This is a genomic window from Streptomyces sp. NPDC006314, assembly GCF_040613075.1.
Classification (GTDB): domain Bacteria; phylum Actinomycetota; class Actinomycetes; order Streptomycetales; family Streptomycetaceae; genus Streptomyces.
This window is the reverse complement of sequence record NZ_JBEXRL010000013.1, coordinates 54,663-73,696: the sequence shown is the minus strand read 5'-3', so window position 1 is coordinate 73,696 and position 19,034 is coordinate 54,663. Positions and strand designations below refer to the sequence as shown.

Here is a 19,034-nt window from a genome sequence, read left to right as displayed (position 1 = left end):
GTCACGAGGGGCGGCACACGGCGAGGTGGTCCGTATGGCCATGCTGGCCGAGGTAACCCTCGCCCACGGTGGTGAACGCACCAGGCGGCACGGTGTGGCACAGGCCCGTCGCGCCGTCCTGGTACACGACCATCACACTGACTGTGTCGGAGCAGTCGTTGGCGACGTTCGTGTATCGCCAGCTCTCGTAAAGCGCGACACAGGCAGGGGCCGGCTCCGACGTGAGGGGAGCGGCCGAGACCGGTCCTGCGGCAGCGAAAGGTGAGAGTGCGGCGGCGAGGGAACAGACAGCGGCCATGGTGAGGCGGTTCCTCGTGCTCCGTACGACCACGACGGTGGCTCCTTCGAATGGGTGAAGACCGATGCCCTCTTGAATCGGGCGAATAACTCGCGCCGATCCGGGGCGCGTTCGAGAGTTGAAGGTTTCAGCCCGCTCGCCTGGGTGCAACTGCCGACGCCGCTTTGCGTCAGTCCCGCCGTTTCATCGGAGACCCGCCCTGACCTGCGTCTCTGCGCCGGCGATGAGAAAAAGGCGAGAGTGAAGGTTCAAGGATTTCACTGTGCCGGGGAGGGAACCACCTGGTCGGGCAGGTGCGGAGCCCGAATGGCGGGCGTCGGCTGTCCGATGGTCTGCAACAGACGTCCGTGTCCCCTTGTCCGGCTTCCGGCCGGCATCACCGTCTCCGCTCACCGCCGATGCCCTGGCCGAGACGGCGGTGTGGAACTCGGCGCACTGAGCGTTCAGAAGGCGTACCGGATGCGGAGCCAGGGTGCGCGGGCCGCGATGAGGCCGCGCAGGGTCCGCACGGCCTCTTCCTTCACGCGGTGGGCATAGCGGACGTTCAGCGCCCCGTTCTCGGAGCGTTTGCCCTGCTGCAGGCCGGGCTGCCACAGCACCTCCTCGGCGCGGGGGTGCCAGCCGAGGTTGACCTCGTGCAGTTCCCGGTTGTGGGTGAGCATGATCACCTCGGCGGCCGCCTGCTGTTTGACCCGGTCCGGCAGGACGTCGTCGAGATGCCGGAGCAGATCGGCCCAGGCTTCCTCCCAGCCGGGGCGCAGGACCACGGGGGAGAGGTTGAAATGGACCTCGTAGCCCGCGTCCAGGAAGTCCGCCGCGGCGGCGATCCGGTCGCCGACCGGCGATGTCCGTACGTCCAGCAGTCGTGAGTCCGCCTCGGGCATCAGCGAGAAGCGGACGCGTGTCCGGCCCCGTGGGTCCAGCGTCAGCAGGTCGGGGTTGACGAACTTGGTGGCGAACGACGCCTTCGCTGTGGGCCAGTGGCGGAACGACCGCACGAGATCCGCGGTGTTGTCGCAGATCAGCGCGTCCACCGAACAGTCGCCGTTCTCCCCGATGTCGTAGACCCAGGCCGCCTCGTCGCACTGGGTGGGTTCCCGTTTGGGACCCTGGCGCGCGATGTGCCGTGCCAGATGGGCGATGATGCGGTCGATGTTGGTGAAGACGGTGACGGGGTTGGCGTACCCCTTGCGGCGCGGCACGTAGCAGTAGGCACAGGCCATCGCGCACCCGTTGGAGGGGCCGGGGGCGATCCAGTCGGCGGACCGTCCGTTGGGCCGTGTGGCCAGCGTTTTCTTCTCGCCCAGGACCAGCGTCTCCCCCTTCACGCGCACCCAGCGCTGGACGTTTCCCTCGTTGCCGTGAAGCCCCGGGATGCGCCAGTGGGAGTCCACCTCGATCACTTTGGCGGCCGGGAAGCGTGCGAGGACCTGTCGGCCGCGCGGAGAGGCCGCTGCCGCCGGTTCCGCGTAGACGGCCCGCACGGGCAGGAGGCGGCGGGCCGCGGGGGAGTCGCGGAAGAGCGCACGGCCGTCCGTCTCACGTCCGGGTGCCGTACCCCCGTACTCGGCCGTGCCACCCCCGTCCGGCGGCGTACCGGCGTCCAGCGCGTCGAGATCGAACAAGGCGTCGGAGCCGTCGTCCGGTCCGGCGGAGGGATACCTCATGTGTGCTCCGCTCGGGTGTCGGGGGAAAAAGAGGTCTCACTCCACTGTAGGCACGCGCGAAACGTGCGGTGACGCGCCTGCACGCAGTCCTCGGCAGCGGGAGCGGAGTGGAGGGTCCGGTCCCAGTGTGGTGAGGCCGCCTGCAGCGGGGCTCCCACGGGCAGGCCACGTCCCGTCCGGCTCGCCCTCCCGGCAGCGCCGGGACGCGGGCGCTCTGACGGTCGCGTCAGCGCACGGCCACGTGACTCGGCGGATGGCAGGTGCCACTCGGGTCCCGACCGGCCGGCGGCTTCACATCCGCGTCGGACCTCGGGGCGGACGACCGGGCCGTCGGCCGTGGCCGTGCCGAGAGCCTACTGCGCGAGACGGGCCGCCAACGGTCTGGACCCTCGGCCACCGGGTAACCGGAACACGACGGAGCCCTGGCAGCGAGTCGGGGACAAACCCGATGGGAAGGAGTGCCGTGTCCGGAGTACTGGAGCGGATCAAGCAGTTCGCGAGGAGCCCACAGGGACGGCGCACGATCGACCAGCTGCGGCGCACCGCGTCCGACCCGCGCCGCCGTGCTCAGGCTCAGCGGCTCGTCGCGAGGTGGCGCACCCGCCGGTGACGCCCGGGTCCGGCCTTATCCCGGGCGGCGGCCCGCGCCGTCAGCCGCCCGGGGCCCGGCGCCTGCCGATGCACGCAGCGGTCGGCGGCGCGTCCAGCGGGCCGGGGACCACACGCGACGGAAGCGGCCGACGCGGTGAACGGCAGGTCACCTCTGGCTGTCGGGCGTGGCCGGGTGCGGCTTGGGCGCCGGTTGCTGCGCCAGTCGCTCCTTTTCTGCCTTGAGCTTGCGCCACACCGTGCCCAGGGCCTCGATGTCGTGCTCGTCGAGGAGGTCGGTGAAGACCGGCGCCAGGGCATCGCGGCGTGTCGCGTCGGCCTGCTCGAAGACATGGCGGCCCTCGGCGGTGAGGGAGACCTCGACCGACCGCGCGTCGCGCGCGGACGGGGTGCGGGTCACCAGGCCCCGTGCCTGGAGGGCGTCGACCACGCGTGAGACCTGACTGCGGCTGAGCATGGTGCTGTTGCCGAGGACGGAGGCGGGAACCGGCTCGGGGCTGGAGGCCAGCCACAGCATGACCTCGAACCAGGAGACAGGCAGATCGTGCGCCTTGGTGAGGGCCCGGTCGACGCGCTCGGTCATCACGGTGCCGGCCCAGACCAACCCGTAGAAGGCGTAGTCGGCGGCGGGCATCTCGGCCTGGGGCAGCTTCTTCGGCATGGATCGATTATAGGCGGGTTGCGTGCGCACACACATACCGCTATGTTGTGTGTGCACGCACATAAACGCCCCGAAAGGATCCGCCATGTCCGCCACCCCCCGCACCGTCCTCATCACCGGTACCTCGTCCGGCATCGGCCTCGCCGTCGCCATAGCCGCCGCCCAGGCCGGCTGGCGTACGGTCGCCACCCTCCGTGACCTCACCCGCGCCGACGCCCTGCGCAAGGCGGCCGCCGAAGCGGGTGTCGAACTCGATATCCGTCAGCTCGACGTGACCGACGAGGCGTCCGTCACCGCCGCCGTCGACGGCGTGATCGCCGACTACGGCCGCCTGGACGCCGTCGTCAACAACGCGGGCGCGGGCCATCTGGGCACCCTGGAGAACGACACCGTCGCGGACGTTCGGAAAGTGATGGAGGTCAACTTCTTCGGTGTGCTCCACGTCTCCAAGGCCGCGCTCCCGCACCTGCGCACCACCGGCGGCCGCCTGATCACCGTCACCAGTGTCGGCGGCGTCATCGGTCAGCCGTTCAACGAGGCGTACTGCGCCGCCAAGTTCGCCGTCGAGGGTTACATGGAAAGCCTGGCGCCCGTCGCGCAGACGCTCGGCGTGAGCGTGTCCGTCGTGGAACCCGGCGCCGTGGCCACCGAGTTCGTGAACAACGTCGGCTTCGACCTCGAAGCCGACATCGCCGCCGGTCCTTACTCGGACGCACTGCGCCACTACATCGACCGCACCGTCGAGCAGTTCCTGGACGGCAGCGCGCAGACCCCGGCCGGCGCGGCGGAAGCGGTCATGGGGGCTCTCGACGCCGACCGGCCGGCGTTCCGTATCCAGACCTCCGAATGGGCGCGCACCTTCGTCGGCACCAAGCTGGCCGACGTCGACGGCTCCGCGGTCCAGGGCCTCACCGCCGCCTGGGTCGGCTGACCCCCGCGGCCGCTCGCTCCGGGGAGGGGCCGCTCTCATCGCGCGTCATGAATGCCGGCAGCGCGCGCAGAGCGCGGCGATGCGGCGCTGGTGAGACGTAGCGCCGACGTGGCGGCCCACCGGATCGGATTCCCTTGAAGCCGGCGTGGCTCTGCGCGACGACGAGGGAGACTCCGGTCGCCTCGGCAGCGGCCGGCGGGAGGCCCGTCATCCGAGGCACGAGGGTGTCCGGCCGGGCGCGGCCACCGCCTCACCGACCGACACCGCATCCAGCCCGTCCGTCACGACGCCTTCGGCGCCCAGTCGCTCAGCAGGTGCGCTCCGAGAGGAGGGGGCGCGGCACATCCACCTCTGGAACGCGAGCGATTCTCCGAAGAGTGCAGGGCCGGCTGGCAGACGGACGCCTGGGCGGGCGTACGGTCCGAGGGGGTGAGGCCGGCTCGACACCCGCTCAGGCGGTCATCCGCGGGGTTTCGCCGTCTTCCTGGGGCGCTGCCCGCGGGGCGGTGCTCCCGCAGACGCAGCAACTGCCCGACTCCCGCAGCGAGGCCGCGCTTGTCGTCGGCCGCCATCGTGACCACCAGTTCGTCGTCGACCGGGATGCCCGCCTCGGTGAGTGCCTGCTGGTAGCCCAGCAGTCGTTCGCGCGAGCTGAAGGCTGCAGCCGGTGGCCCCCTTGGTCGGCGTGAACGCGATCCACCGCTTGACCGTCCGGCGGCCGTAGCGGCTCGGGTGGCGCATGACGTCGTGGTTGGACGGCACCCAGGTGGCCGGCGCGCCGACCGCGTCGAGCATGGCGAGCGAGTCGTCGATGACCGCGCGCAGGCCCTTCGCGTGCCAACTAGACATCAGGAAGTCGAAGTTGAACGCGGTAGAGCTCCAGCATCGACGTCTCGTCACCGTTCTGCGCCTCGACGCTCAGCTCTCCCCACTCGGCGTGTGGTCAACCTGTCGGCCGGGGCCTACCGGCTGCCCGCCCACACCTCGGTCCTGCTGGCGAGCGGGCCCGTCGAGGACGGCCTGCTGGCGCCCGACCACGCGGCCTGGCTCGCGGGGTAAGCGGCTCCGCCAGAGCAGCCGCCCGCACGCGCCGGCGCACCTCCCGCAGCAAAATGCCGGAGGTGCGCCGCCTTCACCGGCCGGGTGCTTCAGAGCAGCAGGGGGAGGCTCACGAGTGCGGCGCCGCTTGCACCGAGCGCTGCGAGCAGTGATGCGGGCCAGTTCCCCGACTGGGCGTACGTCAGCAGTCCTGCTAACAGACCCGCCACGACCGAGGCCAAGAGAATGAACGCCCAGCGCAGCGACAGCCGGTCCGGCGTGGGTGTGGGCGTGGGCGAGGTCGGTTCGGGCATACGGCTCTCCTGCGGGTTCGTCAGGGCGGGATGAGGCAGCCCTTCATCAGCTGCCGCGCACCGATACCGGCCCGGTAATCCCTGGGATACCGACTCACCCTGGCCGGTGCCTCGGCACACCGAAACATTGCGAATGAGTGACCACGGTACCCACCTAGATGTGATCAGAGAAGGCATCTGATGCCTCACTGGTCCGTAAATGGGGCACGCGGTCGCAGTCAGTGCGTCGAGTGCGCCCCCGAGCGCGCCCATAGAACCGTCTGCGCTCCTTTTGACGGCAGTCGGATGGCTGACCAGATTGGTGTTGAGGTCTAGCATCGCTGCCATGACTGGTCCCAAAGTCGACCTGCCTGAAGGCTCAGAGGACGCGTTACGCGGCTCGACCGCGCGGGTGGTGGAACAACTCGGCTGTCAGATCGTGGAGGGCGGCAAGCCCCGCGATCAGCATCTGACGGTGGACGCCGTCATGCACGAGTTCGGGATCACCCGGCCCATGGCCCGTGAGGCCCTGCAGACGCTGCACCAGAAAGGCCTGGTCAATCTGCAGCCGCGGATCGGAGCCACCGTCCAGGCGCTGGAACGGTGGGACCTGCTGGACCCCGACGTGATCGCGTGGCGTCTGGAGGTGGCACCGGACAGCCAGATGCGCTCACTCACCGAACTGCGAGAGGTGATCGAGCCCCGGGCGGCCAGGCTGGCAGCACTGAGCAGGTCGGCGGAGATCTGCCACGATCTGACCAGCCACGCCCGCACCCTGCTCGCCCTCAGCCAGGACCCGGACTTCGCACAGCCGCGAGAAGGGGCGGCGATCCGGCAGCGCTTCCGGGACATCGACGCCGCCTTCCACCGCACCCTCCTCGCGGGCTCGCGCAACGAACTGTTCCTGCGACTGTCCCATCCGGTCGTCATGGCGTTGAACCACCGGATCGACCGGGACTGGACGGGAAACCACCAGGAGACGACGGTCACGCCGACGCGTGCCGCCGCCCGCGCCGACACCGTGCAGAGCTATCCCCCGCGGCCGCAACCGATCGCCATGTGGCTGCACATCGGGCTGGCCTACGCGGTCGACCAGGGACTGCCGACGGCCGCGGAGGCCTTCGCGGAGGCCATCCTCGCCGAGATCCGAAGCGGACGACTGCAGGATCCCGTCGTCCGGGACCGTCTGCGGGCGGGGCTGGACCAGTTCAACGCCAACAGCCTGCCGACCGCCCATCGGGCCGGTTTCCAGGAAGCCATGGCGGCCCTGACCAACGCCCAGCGCGTCCCCGTCGTGGTCATGGGGGTCAGCGGATGCGGCAAGACCACCGTGGGCCAGTACCTGGCCGAGTCGCTCAGGGTGCCCTTCGAGGAGGGCGACGATTTCCATCCCCGGCGCAATGTGGAGGCCATGAGGAACCGCACCCCTCTCGACGACCGCAGCCGCAGTCCGTGGCTGGCCGCCATCGCCGGCCGCATCCGTGCGGCGGGCTCGGAGGAAGGGCTGGTGATCACATGCTCGGCTCTCAGACGCATCTACCGCGAGATGCTGCGCGTGGCCCGGCCCGACACGTTCTTCGTGCACCTGGTACTCGGCCAGGACGAGGCCACCGCCCGCGTCGAGAGCAGGGACTCGCACTACATGCCCGCCTCCCTGGTGTCCTCGCAGTTCGAGGACCTGGAACCACTGGAGGACGACGAGGCCGGGATGACCGTCGACGCGGCCCTGCCGGCCGAACGCATCGTCGCCGAGGTCCAGACCGAGCTGGTTCGGCGCATCCGGAGCCGCTGACACGGCCCGCCGCCGCAGGGACCGGCGTATCGGAGCTGTTGCCCGGCCTCCCTCCCTCCTTACTCTCCTGGGCTCGAGTCCGGGCCCACACGCTCACCGCAACCTGCCGCCGCACGGCTCCGCGGGGGCCGAGCCGATCGACCGAACCGACCGAGCAGAAAGGCCCCACCATGCGGATCGTGTCCGCCGAGGTGATCGTCACCAGCCCGGGACGCAACTTCGTCACCCTGCGCATCACCACCGAGGACGGCGTCACCGGTCTCGGCGACGCCACACTGAACGGTCGTGAAGTGGCCGTTCAGTCCTACCTGGACAGTCATGTCGTGCCCCTGCTCGTCGGGAGCGACGCCTCCCGCATCGAGGACACCTGGCAGTACCTCTACCGGGGCGCGTACTGGCGGCGCGGTCCGGTGACCATGGCGGCCATCGCGGCCGTCGACACGGCGCTGTGGGACATCAAGGCGAAGTGCGCCGGAATGCCCCTCTACCAGCTGCTCGGTGGCGCGTCCCGCACCGGAGCCCTGGCCTATGGCCATGCCTCCGGCCGCGATGTGCCCGAACTGCTCGACTCCGTGCGCGCTCATCTGGAGCTGGGTTACCGTGCCATCCGCATCCAGACCGGGATACCCGGCCTGGACTCCGTGTACGGTGTGGCTGCCTCCAGCGCGGGCGGCGGAGAGCGGTACGACTACGAACCCGCGCGCCGCGCCGGGGTCGGCGGGCGGCCCCTCCCGGCGGTGGAGACCTGGGACACCCGTGCGTATCTGCGGCACCTTCCCACCGTCTTCGAGGCCGTCCGGGCAGAGTTCGGCCCCGAGCTGCCGTTGCTGCACGACGGGCACCACCGGATGACGCCGATCCAGGCCGCGTATCTCGGCAAGGCCCTGGAACCGTACGACCTGTTCTGGCTGGAGGACGCCACACCCGCAGAGGACCAGGCGGCCCTGCGCCTGATCAGACAGCACACGACGACACCGCTGGCGATCGGCGAGGTCTTCAACTCGGTGTACGACTACACCATGCTGCTGAGCGAGCGGCTGATCGACTACGTGCGCTCCGCCGTCACCCACACGGGTGGCGTCACCGCGATGAAGAAGCTGCTCGACCTCGCGGGTGTCTACGGCGTCAGGTCCGGTATGCACGGCCCGACCGACATCTCCCCGGTGGGCATGGCAGCCGCGCTCCATCTGGACCTGGCCGTCCACAACTTCGGCATCCAGGAGTACATGCGTCATTCCGAGCGGACACTGGAGGTCTTCCGCACCTCCTACCGGTTCGAGGACGGACTGCTGCATCCGTCCGACACTCCGGGTCTGGGCGTCGACGTGGACACGGAGGCAGCGCGTCGCTTCCCGTACCAGCCGGCGTACTTGCCGGTCAACAGGCTGCGGGACGGCACCGTCCACGACTGGTGAGTCTCATGCCTGCCGTGCCCCGCAGAACGGGCACAGCGCGCTGTTCGCCTTCATCACAAGTGTGGGAAGGGTGCCATGGAGGATCTGCTCGCGGGGCAGGGTGAGGTGGAAGTGCTCCTCGATGGCGCCGAGGCATGCCCGGTGGATCCCGCGCCGGTCGTCCCGGCGGTCCTCGGGATCGTCGAGGCGGAGACCGGCTGCCGTCAGCCTGGCCTCCAGCGCGCGGGCCACGGCCGGGTCACCGTCGACCCGGCTGGATCCCCAGGAGCCGTCGAGGTGCAGGTTGAAGTGGCACAGCGTGCGGCCGTCGTGCTCGTAGGCGAAGTAGGGCGGCACGGGCTTGCCGTTCTCCTCCTCGTACCACAGGCGGAACACGTGGGCACCACCGCGGGAGACGGGCGGTTGGTCCCCGAACTCCGCGTACCAGGAGCTGTGCTGGACGACGTAGGCCCACTCGCCTGTCTCCCCGTAGCGGAGAGCGATCGCGTCATGCGTGTCGCCGAACAGCCCCGTCATGATGTCGCCGGCCTGCCCGGCGGTGAGGTCGCCGAGGAAGCGCGGTTCTTGGAGGTTCCGGCCGAACCTGGTGGCCGCCACCCGTCTGGCGAGTTCGTCGCCGGCGAGGTCTTGAGCGATGACGACGCTGTAGCCGCCCCAGTCGATCGACTTCGGTTCGGCAAGCCAGGTGATTCCCTCGGACATGAGGATCACCTCAGCAGGCCCGGACCACACACGCTATGGCGGAGGCCACAGTTCCGGGCCGCCGCCTGTTCTGAAGTCGATCAAGCCGTGGTGGCCAGGTCGACGAGGTGCCGGGCCGTGCCGGCAGGATCGATGATCTGATGGAGGTGTGCGCCGGGCAGGTGTGCCACACGCCAGCCGCGTTCGCGTGCCTCGGCGGCAAGGCCGTCGTACGGAGGGCCGAACAACAAGTAGGAGCAGGGGTGGTCGTCCCAGCCGTCGGGGACCGGGATGTGCTGCTCGTAGTAGGACAGCGGCAGGCTGGGCTGCTCCTCAATGACTGTCTGCCGCACGATCGGATCGGGGAACATGGGTGCGACATCCGCTTCGTCCCACCAATCGGTCCAGCGCGGGAGCCTGCCGTCCACAGCCATCGGGCTGAGGAACTCCAGCAACTCGGGTGAGGCGACAGGGGTCGGCCCGGTCCGGGCCGGCAGCGCGGCGTCGACGAAGACCGAGCCGGTCACCGGACGTTCGAGGCCCGAGCGGACCGCCGGGAGGAACAAGCCCGCGTTGCTGTGTGCCACCAACGCCACGGGGATGCCGGCCGGGACCTGCCGGAGGCCGTCTCGGACGGCGTTGACGATGCGGGGCCAGAAGGGAGGAGCGCCGGCGCCTATGTGCAGCAGGGACGGCACCCGCACCTGGTATCCGGCCGTCGTCAGGTGTTCGGCCACAGGGTGCCAGGTGGAGGGGCCTACCGACGGACTGTGCACGAGGACGAAGATCGGCTGCATGGGACGATCCTGTCGCCCATGCCATGGAAGGCGCGATGGTCTTGGCTGACAGCAGAACGCTTGGCGCGCACGAAGTGGCGGCCGGCAGGCTTGTCCTGTCGCGCGGCCACGGCCCGGTGCCTCTCGAGGTGGTCGATGCCGTACTCGACCGCGCGCCCGGAACGGCCTGGGCCGGGGCGGCGATCGACTGCGGCCGTGAGGTGCCGGCATGTGCTGACGAGCTGTCGCGGTCGGGATGCCGGCCGGAGCCGATCACCCGCCCGCGCAGACACTGCGACGAGCAACGAGCCCCGGCGCATATGCGCACGGGTGGAGACGGCAGGAGCGGGTCCGGGGTCCGGGGCCACCAGCTACAGCGCCCGTGCGATGAGCAGGGCCACGTCGTCGTGGTCGTCGGGATTGCGTAGGCCGTACAGCAGCAGGTCGCAGATCTCCTCGAGCGGCCGGTGGGGCTCCTCCAGGAAGCTCAGGAGGACGTTCAGGCGGTCGTCTATGGCGTGCTGCCGGGTCTCGACGAGGCCATCGGTGTAGAGGACCAGCAGATCGCCCGGGTGTAGTTCGAGCGTGGTGGCCTCGAACCGGATGCCTCCGACGCCCAGCGGGGCCGCAGGGGGCAGCTCGAGGAGCGTGGGGGTGCCGCCCGGGCGCGCGAGGGCGGGCGGCATGTGTCCGGCGTTGGCGATGGTGCACCGCCTGGTGCGGGGGTCGTACACCGCGTACAGGCAGGTGACGATGTAGTGCTCCAGATCGCAGGTGACCTTGTCCAGGTGCTGGAGCACCTCGTCCGGTGCGAGGTCGAGTTCGGCGTAGGCACACGTGGCGGTGCGCAGTCGGCCCATGGTGGCGGCGGCGTCGATGCCGTTGCCCATGACGTCACCCACCACGAGGGCGGTCTTGTCGTCGGCCAGCGGGATGACGTCGTACCAGTCGCCGCCCACTTCGCTGGTGGCCTGCGCGGGCTGGTAGCGGGAGGCGACATCCAGGCCCGTGTGATGTGGCGAGTGGTCGGGCAGCAGGCTGCGCTGGAGGGTGAGGGCGGTGTTCCGGACACTCTGGAACCAGCGTGCGTTGTCGATGGCCACGGCAGCGCGGCCGGCCAGTTCGCTGGCCAGGACGACGTCGTCCTCGTCGAACGGCGCCGGGTTGTGGGTGCGCTTGAGATCGAGGGCGCCGATCACCTCGCCGTGGGCGATCAACGGCACGGCGAGGTACGAGTGGACGCCGGCGGCGGCCAGCAGGGCGCCGGCCTCGGCATCCCGGGCGATGCGCGGCAGATCGCGCGCCCGGACATGGCGGACCAGGACCGGCCGACCGGTGTGGACGCACAGGGTGACCAGGCGGTCGCCCTCGTAGGCCGCGAGGTCACCGGGCGGGTCGGCGGCGCGCACCGCGACGGTGGGGTGGGCGGCTTTCAGGGCGAGGGCCCTGAAGATCTCCGGGCCGTTGTCGGGTCTGCGCATGCGACGGCAGGACAGGGCGGAGTCGAGGACGTCCACGGCCACCACGTCGGCCAGCGCGGGTGCGGCGATCTCGGCCAGTTCGTCTGCGGTCTGCTGTACGTCCAGCGTGGTGCCGACCCGGGTCGAGGCGTCGGCGATGAGTGCCAGGCGCCGCCGCGCCCGGTCGGCCTCGCCTGCCGCCCGGTGCCGTTCGGTGACGTCGACGACCGACGCGGCCGCCCCGAGGACCCGGCCACCGGGATCCTCCAGGCGGTAGAACGACAGCGACCAGGCGTGCTCGTGGTCGGGATCGGCCGGGGGACGGCCCACGTGGTACTGGTCCAGGAGAGGCGTACCGGTGGCGAGCACCTGACGCAGAGCGGACTCGACGGTGTCGACGTCCGGGAAGGGCAGGGTCTCCCTCAGGTGGCGGCCGATGTGGTCCTCGGCGGGGATGCCGTCGATACGCTCCAGCGCCGGGTTGACCAGCAGGTACCGCAGGTCGGGATCCAGGAGGGCCAGCCCGATGGGGGACTGGTTGATGAGCCGCTCGCACAGGGCCAGGTCGGTCTCGACACGCTGGAGAAGGGTGTGGTCCGCCGCGATGCCCAAGGCGTAGACGTCCCCGAGGTCGTCCAGCAGCCGCATGGTGCGGAACTCCGTCAGACGGCTGCTGCCGTCCTTGTGCCGCACGGGAAACGCGCCGGCCCAGCCCCGGCCGGTCTCCAGCACCTCCGTGAACAGACTCACCACGGCCTGCAGATGCTCGGGGTGGATGAGCAGGCGTGCGGCGTGCTTGCCGAGGGCCTCCTCCGCGGAGTAGCCGAAGAGTTCCTCGGCCTGCGGGGTCCAGAAGACCACCCGCCCACGGGTGTCCAGGGCCACCGCGGCCACGCTGAGCACGTCCAGCAGGCCGGTCGGCCGGGGCAGCTCGGGCCGCTGCCCGCCGTGGCCGGTCTCGAAGGAGTCCACTGCCATCCCGGAACCACCTCCACCGGCCCGGGGCGGCCGACCTTGGGACGACGCCGCCCTGGCCGTGCGTCTGCGTACTGAGGACCGGTTCTTCCATGCTCCCTCCGTCGCTCCTCGGACCCAACCGCACAGCGCCGCCGCGTGCGGTCACATCCGCCTGACCCCTGCGGCCCGCGACGCCGACGGCACCACCGCGGCATCGGCTGCCGGCCCCGTGCGCCTCGGAGCAAGCACATCGGGACGTTTACATCGGGAACATAACGTCTATCAGGTTCATAGTGGGGTGTATGGGTGGAGCCGATGAAATCCGTGCGGGAGCGTATCGCCGCATCCACGTCCCCGGAACCGGGTGATCCCTCGCCGCACCGGAGGTCGTCGGCGGGTCCCTTCGGCGTCTGCCGGCCATGCCCGAGGACCCGGTACGGGTCGCGGCCATCGCGGAGCGGTGGGGGCCCGGAAAACGCTGGAGCGGGCTGAGCACCGTACGGCATCGGGACGGCCGCCGCCTGGACGTCCATGTCCCTGGTCGTCCAGCTCGCCCACCGCCGGGGCGCCCGGTACACGGGCGACGGAGAGATCATCCGGGCCGAGCAGGAGATCGCCTGAGCCGTGGACCGGAAAACCGCCCCGATTTGCCTTCGAGTGGACTCCAGCACCCACACTGATCGCGACGGAACACCCACCGAGACTGAACGGCGGCAGCTGATGGCAGCGACAAGCAGGGCGGGGCATCCTCTGCCGTACGACACCTACCGTGAGGCCATCGCGCGCGAGACGCTGCGCTTCGCCGAAGTGGTCAAGGGCGCCGATCCCGCGCGTGCCGTGCCCTCCTGTCCGGACTGGACCCTCGCCGATCTCACCCGGCACGTGGGAGCGCTGCAGCGCTGGTTCTGCACACTGCTGACCCGGCTCGTGCAGGAGCCTCCGCGCAGCCGCGACGTGGATCTGGGGCTGCCGGACGACGTGCGGGACCATGCCGACTGGGTGGCGGCTGGAGTCCCCGACGTGGCGGCCGTGCTGCGGGCCACGGACCCGCAGGCGGCGATGTGGGCCTGGGGCGAGGACCAGCACGCGCGGTTCTGGGCCCGCCGGATGCTCTTCGAAACGCTCGTCCACCGGGTGGACGCCGAGCGCGCCATCGGCCGGGAACCCGACATCGACCCCACCCTGGCGGCGGACGGCGTGGACGAGTTCCTGGTCAACCTGCCCTACGCGGGACTCTTCGCTCCCAATGTGGACAAGCTGCGCGGTGAAGGCGAGGTCATCGCGTTCCAGTGCACGGACTCCGGCGCCACCCCCGGCGAGGAATGGCGGATGCAACTGGACCCGGACGGCTTCCGCCTGCTTCCACGGGCAGGCAGCGAGCACGCCCCGTCCGGGCCCCCCACGGTGGCGGTGCGGGGGCAGGCGGCAGGTCTCCTGCTGCTTCTCTACGGCCGGCGGTCCTACCGTGAGTCCGCCTTCGAGGTTTCCGGACAGGTCGCGGTCCTCGACCGATGGTTCGCCCGAACGGCCTTCTGATCCGGTCCGGACCGCGGTGTTCCGGAGCGCGGGCCCACCCGCCCCGGGGCAGCCCTCATCCGCCCGCCGACGCGGACGGTGCCGATGGCTCGTCGTCAAGCAGGCCGACGGCGAGCGCCGCGGTGTCGTCCTGGGGGCGATTGCGGCCGTAGGCCAGCAGGTCGTGGTGGAGCCGTTGCAGAAGGTCCCGGGGCGGCAGGGAGCCCCAGGAACGCAGCCGCTGGAGAAGCGGGTAGAAGGCGCCGGTCGCGTCCCGCGTCTCCGTGATGCCGTCCGTGTACAGCAGAAGCTGGTCCCCGGGCCGGAACGGGTAGGTGTCGACGTGATACGGCTCCCCGACCAGCACGCCGAGGTTCAAAGGCGGAGCCGACCGCCCGTTGTTCAGTTCGCGCACCTCGCCGGGGCGGAGGAGGAGCGGGGGAGGGTGGCCGCAGTTGACGACACGGACAAGGTGCCCGTCGCCGGGGATCTCGGCGAAGACGGTGGTGACGAAGCGCTCCTCCGTCTCACTTCCGCCGAGCTGCCTCGCCCGGCGGTTCATGCTCGTCTCCACGCGGTCGGCCAGGGCGGCGAGATCGGGTTCGTCATGCGCCGCCTCGCGGAACGCCCCGAGCAGCGCGGCGGCGGTCTCGACCGCGAGCAGCCCCTTGCCGCGGACATCGCCGACGAGCAGCCGGACCCCATAGGCGGTCGGGACGGCCTCGTACAGGTCACCGCCGATGCGCGCCTCCGCGGCCGCGGAGAGGTAGAGGCTTTCCAGGACGAGATTGCCGATCCGGTGCGGAACGGGTCTGAGCAGGACGCGCTGCGCGATCTCGGCCACGAACCGTACGTCGGCGAGCGTGCGTTCACGGTGGGTCCGATGGGCGGCCAGCACCGTGCCGAGGGCACCCACCAGGGCGGTGCAGACGTAGGCGGCCACGTAGTGGCGGTCCCACAGGTAGCCGACGGCCCGGCCCGCACAGCACGGGGTGCCGGCCAGCACCCCTTCGAGAAGGACGGCGAAGACCGTCGCGCCGCCGACGACGAGGGGCCCGTGGGCGAAGGCGGTCACCAGGGGCAGCGCGATCAGCACGAAGCTCACCGGCCAGTCCACGGGTGTCAGGGGTTCGATCAGCAGAACGGCCGCGACGTACAGGACCGGAAGCCAGCGCATCCACGCCGGGGGCGCGGGCAGCCGACTCCGAGCGGCAGTACCGGCCTCCGGCTCCCTATGGGTACCTCCGTGCCTCACCCGCCGCTCCCGGGCGCGGACACCGCAGGAGCTGCCGGTGTGGCACCGGGGGCATGAGGTGCGGGCGCACGGCCTGCCCGACGGTTCGGCTGACGCGGCCTTCGCACACCGGACTCCCTGTCACGCGACCCGACCAGATCTCCAGCCTGCTGGGCCGGGCCGCGCCGCACCGGTGATTGCTCCACTCAGCGGCATGTTCCGGCGCCCGGAACGGCTGCCGCCGGGAGGCAACTCGGAGGGCCGCTCGGACTCCTCCCCGTCGGCCCGAGCTGCCCGCGGTACACGGGCGTACAATATTCACCAAGCGAGGAATTACTGCTCTCCCGGGAAGGGCGGGACTGCCATGGAACGGACCACGTGCTGTGTAGTGGGAGGCGGTCCCGCAGGGATGGTGCTCGGCCTGTTGCTGGCCCGGGCGGGCGTCGCGGTGACGGTACTGGAGAAGCACGCCGATTTCCTGCGCGACTTCCGCGGTGACACCGTCCACCCCTCCACCCTGGCGCTCCTGGACGACCTGGGCCTGGCCGAGCGCTTCGCCCGGCTGCCGCAGCGCCGGGTGCGTACCGTGCAACTGCCGGTCGGAGCCGGCCGCTCGACGGTCACGGTCGCGGACTTGGCGGTGCTGCGCGGCCCCTACAACTACCTGGCGATGGTGCCCCAGTGGGACCTGTTGGACCTGCTCGCGGACGAGGCCCGGCGCGAGCCGGCCTTCGACCTGCGGATGAGTACCGAAGCGACCTCCTTCCTGATCGAAAGCGGACGCGTGACCGGGGTGCGCTACCGCACCTCCGACGGCCGCACCGGTGAGTTGCGCGCCCTCCTCACCGTCGCCTGTGACGGCCGCGGATCACTGGCCCGTTCCCGGCCGGAACTGAAGCCGCGCCGCTTCACCTGCCCGATGGACGCCTGGTGGTTCCGCTTGCCGCGACACGAAAGCGACCCGCCCGGCCTCGTCGGCGGCGCGGGTGACCGGTTCCTGACCGCGATGATCGATCGCGGCGACTACTGGCAGTGCGCCGCACTGATCCCCAAGGGCACCGACCCCGGGCGCCGCGCCGCCGGCCTCGACCGCTTCCTGGCCGACTTCACCGCCGCCGTCCCCTGGCTCGCCGACCGCACACACGCTCTGCGCTCGTGGGACGAGGTCAAGCTCCTCCAGGTACGCCTGGACCGCCTGCGCCGTTGGCACCGCCCCGGCCTGCTGTGCATCGGCGACGCGGCGCACGCCATGTCCCCGGTCTTCGGTATCGGCATCAACCTCGCGGTCCAGGACGCCGTGGCCGCCGCCCGCTATCTGGCCGAGCCACTGCGACGCGGTACCGTGCGCCTGCGCGACGTGCGCGGTGTGCAGCGCCGCCGCGGTCCCACCACGGTCACCACACAGGCGCTCCAGCGGATGGCCCACGCCCGCTTCATCGCACCCGTCCTGCAGGGCCGTTCACCCTTCGGCAGCGCCGAACGGGCCGAGCGCGTCGCCCGCCTGTTCACCGGCTCACGATGGACGCGCCGCCTCCCCGCGTACTTCATCGCGTACGGCGCACTCCGGGAACGTCCCCCCGACGCCGCCGTCCGATAGGTACGGCCGTGCACCGGGTGCGTGAACCGACCGGTACCGCCTGGCCACTGCCCGTCGGCGCGCGGCGCCCCCCGTCGTGGGTGAGGGCGTAGAGCCCGACCGGCGCGCTCGGGCAGGTGGGGCGGCCCGGACATGGCCCTGGCGGCTTGAGCGTTCCGATGGTGCCGGACAGGCCGCTGACGCCGTCGGCTTCCCTGCTGCCGATGAGGCCGGGCACCAGCGCGTCGGCGGCCGGATCGCCTTCCTGGTTCGCCCTGCGGCTCGGCTTCCCTGTGCATGGGCGGCACCCAGCCGCTCTGCCCGGCACCCAGCCGCTCTGCCCGTCCGTCACCAGGCCGTGTCGGCGAGGAGGGGAAGGTAGCCGAGGGACTGCCCGGATGCCGTCGGATGGTACGACTCGGTGAGGTTCAGCCAGTCGACGCTGCGCAGCCAGGGGCTGGATGAACAGATCTCGTGCCCGGTGAAGGCGGTCCGCACGTCGGCGAACGTGAACCCGTGCTCGGCGGCGCGCTTGGCGATCACGCTGTTGAGATGGTCCACGGCCTCGTTGAGCGCGGCCCTCTCCGTGTCGTGCAGGCCACCCCGGCAGGCGCCGTGGAGCTGGTAGAAGTGCGGATAGCCGAGCACCACGACGCGGGCGGCGGGTGCCTTGGTTCTGATGGCTGAGTAGAGACGGTCGAGGTTGGCCGGGAGAGCCCCGTCCATGACGGAGTGCGCGCGGGTGACGGCGGACTTGCAGGCGGTGGTGCCCGGTAGTACGCACGTCGCCATGACACCCGCGTAGCCCGAGTCGCTGCCGCCGACGCTGATGCTGACCAGGTCGGTACGGGGACTGAGCGGGCCGAGCTGCTTTGCCAGGACATCGCTGGTCCCAGCGCCGTTGCACGCGGTGAAGCTGAACGACGAGGCATGGGCCGCGGCCCACAGGACGGGGTACGCCCGGCGGCTGCGCAGGCAGCCCGTCCCGGAGGAGACGTAGCTGCCGGCTCCTACACCGGCCGAGTAGGAGTCGCCGAGGGCCACATAGTCCAATGCGGCTCTGCTGGGCGCCGCCGGCGCCCTCGTGGGACCGGCGAACGCGCAGGCGGCCGCGAGCAGGAAGGCGGACGCGGACGAGGCTATTCGGGACCGTCTCATACCTCTGCTATAGCGCGGACGGATCGCTCCCACCCGCCGCGGCCGTCCGCCCTGCTCAGCCGTCTTGACGAACCGCTGAGTAACCGCCTCTGGTGAAGCGGCCCCTACCGGAAGGGACGCCGACTGCGCAGAGGGCGCGGCGGCGTGCCGTGCCCTCGTCGGCGTTCACCCGGTGAGCCGTCACCCGTCCGGCAGGGGACCGCCTTCAGCCGGGTCCAGCCCAGCGTCTGCTTCACCGTTCACCGACACGATGGTCGAAGTGCCGCTGGAGGTGGGACCGCCCGAACGGCCATGACGGAACCGGGAATGGCGCGGCACCCCGCCTTGTTCGTAGCGATGACATGCCCCGGGCAAGACAGGGTGTGTGAAGGGAGAACCTCATGGCCCGCAATGCCGTGCGTCCCGTCGTCAGGCTGAAGTCGACGGCAGGGACCGGCGTCACCTACGTGACCCGGAAGAACCGTCTGAGCGACCCCGACCGGCTCGTGCTGCGCAAGTACGACCCGGTCGCCGGCAAGCACGTCCCCTTTCGCGAGGAACGCTGAACCACGACGCCGCCCTCCGAAAGAACCCGCAACCAGGAGGCAAGCCCCCTGAGGCCTGACATCCACCCGGCATCCCGGCCGGTCGTCTTCCGCGACCGTGCGGCCGGCACGCTCTTCCTGATCCACGGGTACCGCGCGGGTCGTGGACACCGCCGGCCGTATCGAACGCTTCCAGCGCCGCTACGACCGCCGTCCCGCCACGTCTCGCGGCTGACCGGAATCCGCACCCGAGGACGCTGACCGGAATCCGCACCTGAGTACGAGGAGAACCCACCCATGAAGGTGCGCAAGTCGTTGCGCTCGCTGAAGTCAAAGCCCGGCGCCCAGGTGGTGCGCCGCCGAGGCGTGGTCTTCGTGGTCAACAAGAAGAACCCCCGCTTCAAGGCACGCCAGGGCTGACGCCCGGCGCCGAGAAGACAACCGGCCCG

17 protein-coding genes are annotated in these 19,034 nt (G+C 70.7%); 8 read left to right on the top strand and 9 right to left on the bottom strand.

What is annotated here, in order from left to right; translation table 11 throughout:
• Position 1: 1 nt before the first annotated feature.
• Both ABZ079_RS23710 and ABZ079_RS23705 read right to left on the bottom strand, forming a co-directional pair.
• Positions 2–298, bottom strand: coding sequence for an alpha-amylase (locus tag ABZ079_RS23710; protein ID WP_356941443.1), 297 nt, complete (start codon positions 296–298; stop codon positions 2–4).
• Between the two features lie 443 nt (positions 299–741).
• Complete coding sequence (locus ABZ079_RS23705) at positions 742–1,965, bottom strand: spore photoproduct lyase family protein (protein ID WP_356941442.1); 1,224 nt, start codon at positions 1,963–1,965, stop codon at positions 742–744.
• Positions 1,966–2,428: 463 nt separating this feature from the next.
• Between ABZ079_RS23705 and ABZ079_RS23700 the strand changes: the two genes are divergently transcribed.
• Positions 2,429–2,575 (top strand): hypothetical protein, encoded by a 147-nt coding sequence (locus ABZ079_RS23700; RefSeq protein WP_356941441.1) that lies wholly within the window; start codon positions 2,429–2,431, stop codon positions 2,573–2,575.
• Positions 2,576–2,722: 147 nt separating this feature from the next.
• Here the strand turns inward: ABZ079_RS23700 and ABZ079_RS23695 are convergent, their stop codons facing one another.
• Positions 2,723–3,235 carry a MarR family transcriptional regulator gene (locus tag ABZ079_RS23695; RefSeq protein ID WP_356941440.1) on the bottom strand — a complete coding sequence of 171 codons (513 nt, stop codon included), beginning with the start codon at positions 3,233–3,235 and terminating at the stop codon, positions 2,723–2,725.
• 85 nt (positions 3,236–3,320) lie between these two features.
• On the opposite strand from ABZ079_RS23695, the gene ABZ079_RS23690 reads away from it, so the two are divergent.
• Positions 3,321–4,166: an SDR family oxidoreductase gene (locus ABZ079_RS23690; protein WP_356941439.1), complete on the top strand. Its 846-nt coding sequence runs from the start codon at positions 3,321–3,323 to the stop codon at positions 4,164–4,166.
• Positions 4,167–5,314: 1,148 nt separating this feature from the next.
• On the opposite strand, the gene ABZ079_RS23685 is transcribed toward ABZ079_RS23690, so the two are convergent.
• A complete protein-coding gene (locus ABZ079_RS23685) occupies positions 5,315–5,518 on the bottom strand; it encodes a hypothetical protein (protein WP_356941438.1) in 204 nt (67 codons plus the stop codon).
• 325 nt (positions 5,519–5,843) lie between these two features.
• On the opposite strand from ABZ079_RS23685, the gene ABZ079_RS23680 reads away from it, so the two are divergent.
• Together ABZ079_RS23680 and manD are read left to right on the top strand one after the other, a co-directional pair.
• Positions 5,844–7,289: a gluconokinase, GntK/IdnK-type gene (locus tag ABZ079_RS23680; RefSeq protein ID WP_356941437.1), complete on the top strand. Its 1,446-nt coding sequence runs from the start codon at positions 5,844–5,846 to the stop codon at positions 7,287–7,289.
• Between the two features lie 170 nt (positions 7,290–7,459).
• Positions 7,460–8,704 carry a D-mannonate dehydratase ManD gene (manD, locus tag ABZ079_RS23675; protein ID WP_356941436.1) on the top strand — a complete coding sequence of 415 codons (1,245 nt, stop codon included), beginning with the start codon at positions 7,460–7,462 and terminating at the stop codon, positions 8,702–8,704.
• Between the two features lie 3 nt (positions 8,705–8,707).
• Here the strand turns inward: manD and ABZ079_RS23670 are convergent, their stop codons facing one another.
• The 3 genes from ABZ079_RS23670 to ABZ079_RS23660 form a co-directional block, all read right to left on the bottom strand.
• On the bottom strand, positions 8,708–9,406 hold the full coding sequence (locus tag ABZ079_RS23670) for a hypothetical protein (RefSeq protein WP_356941435.1): 699 nt from the start codon (positions 9,404–9,406) through the stop codon (positions 8,708–8,710).
• A gap of 80 nt (positions 9,407–9,486) precedes the next feature.
• A complete protein-coding gene (locus ABZ079_RS23665) occupies positions 9,487–10,182 on the bottom strand; it encodes an alpha/beta hydrolase (RefSeq protein WP_356941434.1) in 696 nt (231 codons plus the stop codon).
• A gap of 350 nt (positions 10,183–10,532) precedes the next feature.
• On the bottom strand, positions 10,533–12,599 hold the full coding sequence (locus tag ABZ079_RS23660) for a SpoIIE family protein phosphatase (RefSeq protein ID WP_356941433.1): 2,067 nt from the start codon (positions 12,597–12,599) through the stop codon (positions 10,533–10,535).
• Positions 12,600–13,298: 699 nt separating this feature from the next.
• On the opposite strand from ABZ079_RS23660, the gene ABZ079_RS23655 reads away from it, so the two are divergent.
• The gene (locus ABZ079_RS23655; RefSeq protein ID WP_356941432.1) at positions 13,299–14,114 is read left to right on the top strand and encodes a maleylpyruvate isomerase family mycothiol-dependent enzyme; all 816 of its coding nucleotides are present in this window, start codon (positions 13,299–13,301) and stop codon (positions 14,112–14,114) included.
• A gap of 55 nt (positions 14,115–14,169) precedes the next feature.
• On the opposite strand, the gene ABZ079_RS23650 is transcribed toward ABZ079_RS23655, so the two are convergent.
• Positions 14,170–15,270, bottom strand: a complete 1,101-nt coding sequence (locus ABZ079_RS23650) for a PP2C family protein-serine/threonine phosphatase (RefSeq protein ID WP_356941431.1) — start codon at positions 15,268–15,270, stop codon at positions 14,170–14,172.
• A 421-nt stretch (positions 15,271–15,691) separates the two neighbouring features.
• Between ABZ079_RS23650 and ABZ079_RS23645 the strand changes: the two genes are divergently transcribed.
• Complete coding sequence (locus ABZ079_RS23645; RefSeq protein WP_356941430.1) at positions 15,692–16,924, top strand: FAD-dependent oxidoreductase; 1,233 nt, start codon at positions 15,692–15,694, stop codon at positions 16,922–16,924.
• Positions 16,925–17,251: 327 nt separating this feature from the next.
• Here ABZ079_RS23645 and ABZ079_RS23640 read toward each other — a convergent pair whose 3' ends face one another.
• Positions 17,252–18,061 (bottom strand): SGNH/GDSL hydrolase family protein, encoded by an 810-nt coding sequence (locus tag ABZ079_RS23640; RefSeq protein WP_356941429.1) that lies wholly within the window; start codon positions 18,059–18,061, stop codon positions 17,252–17,254.
• Positions 18,062–18,441: 380 nt separating this feature from the next.
• Between ABZ079_RS23640 and rpmG the strand changes: the two genes are divergently transcribed.
• A complete protein-coding gene (gene rpmG / locus ABZ079_RS23635) occupies positions 18,442–18,606 on the top strand; it encodes a 50S ribosomal protein L33 (protein ID WP_356941428.1) in 165 nt (54 codons plus the stop codon).
• Between the two features lie 276 nt (positions 18,607–18,882).
• Positions 18,883–19,005, top strand: coding sequence for a type B 50S ribosomal protein L36 (ykgO, locus tag ABZ079_RS23630; RefSeq protein ID WP_054244622.1), 123 nt, complete (start codon positions 18,883–18,885; stop codon positions 19,003–19,005).
• Positions 19,006–19,034 lie beyond the last annotated feature (29 nt).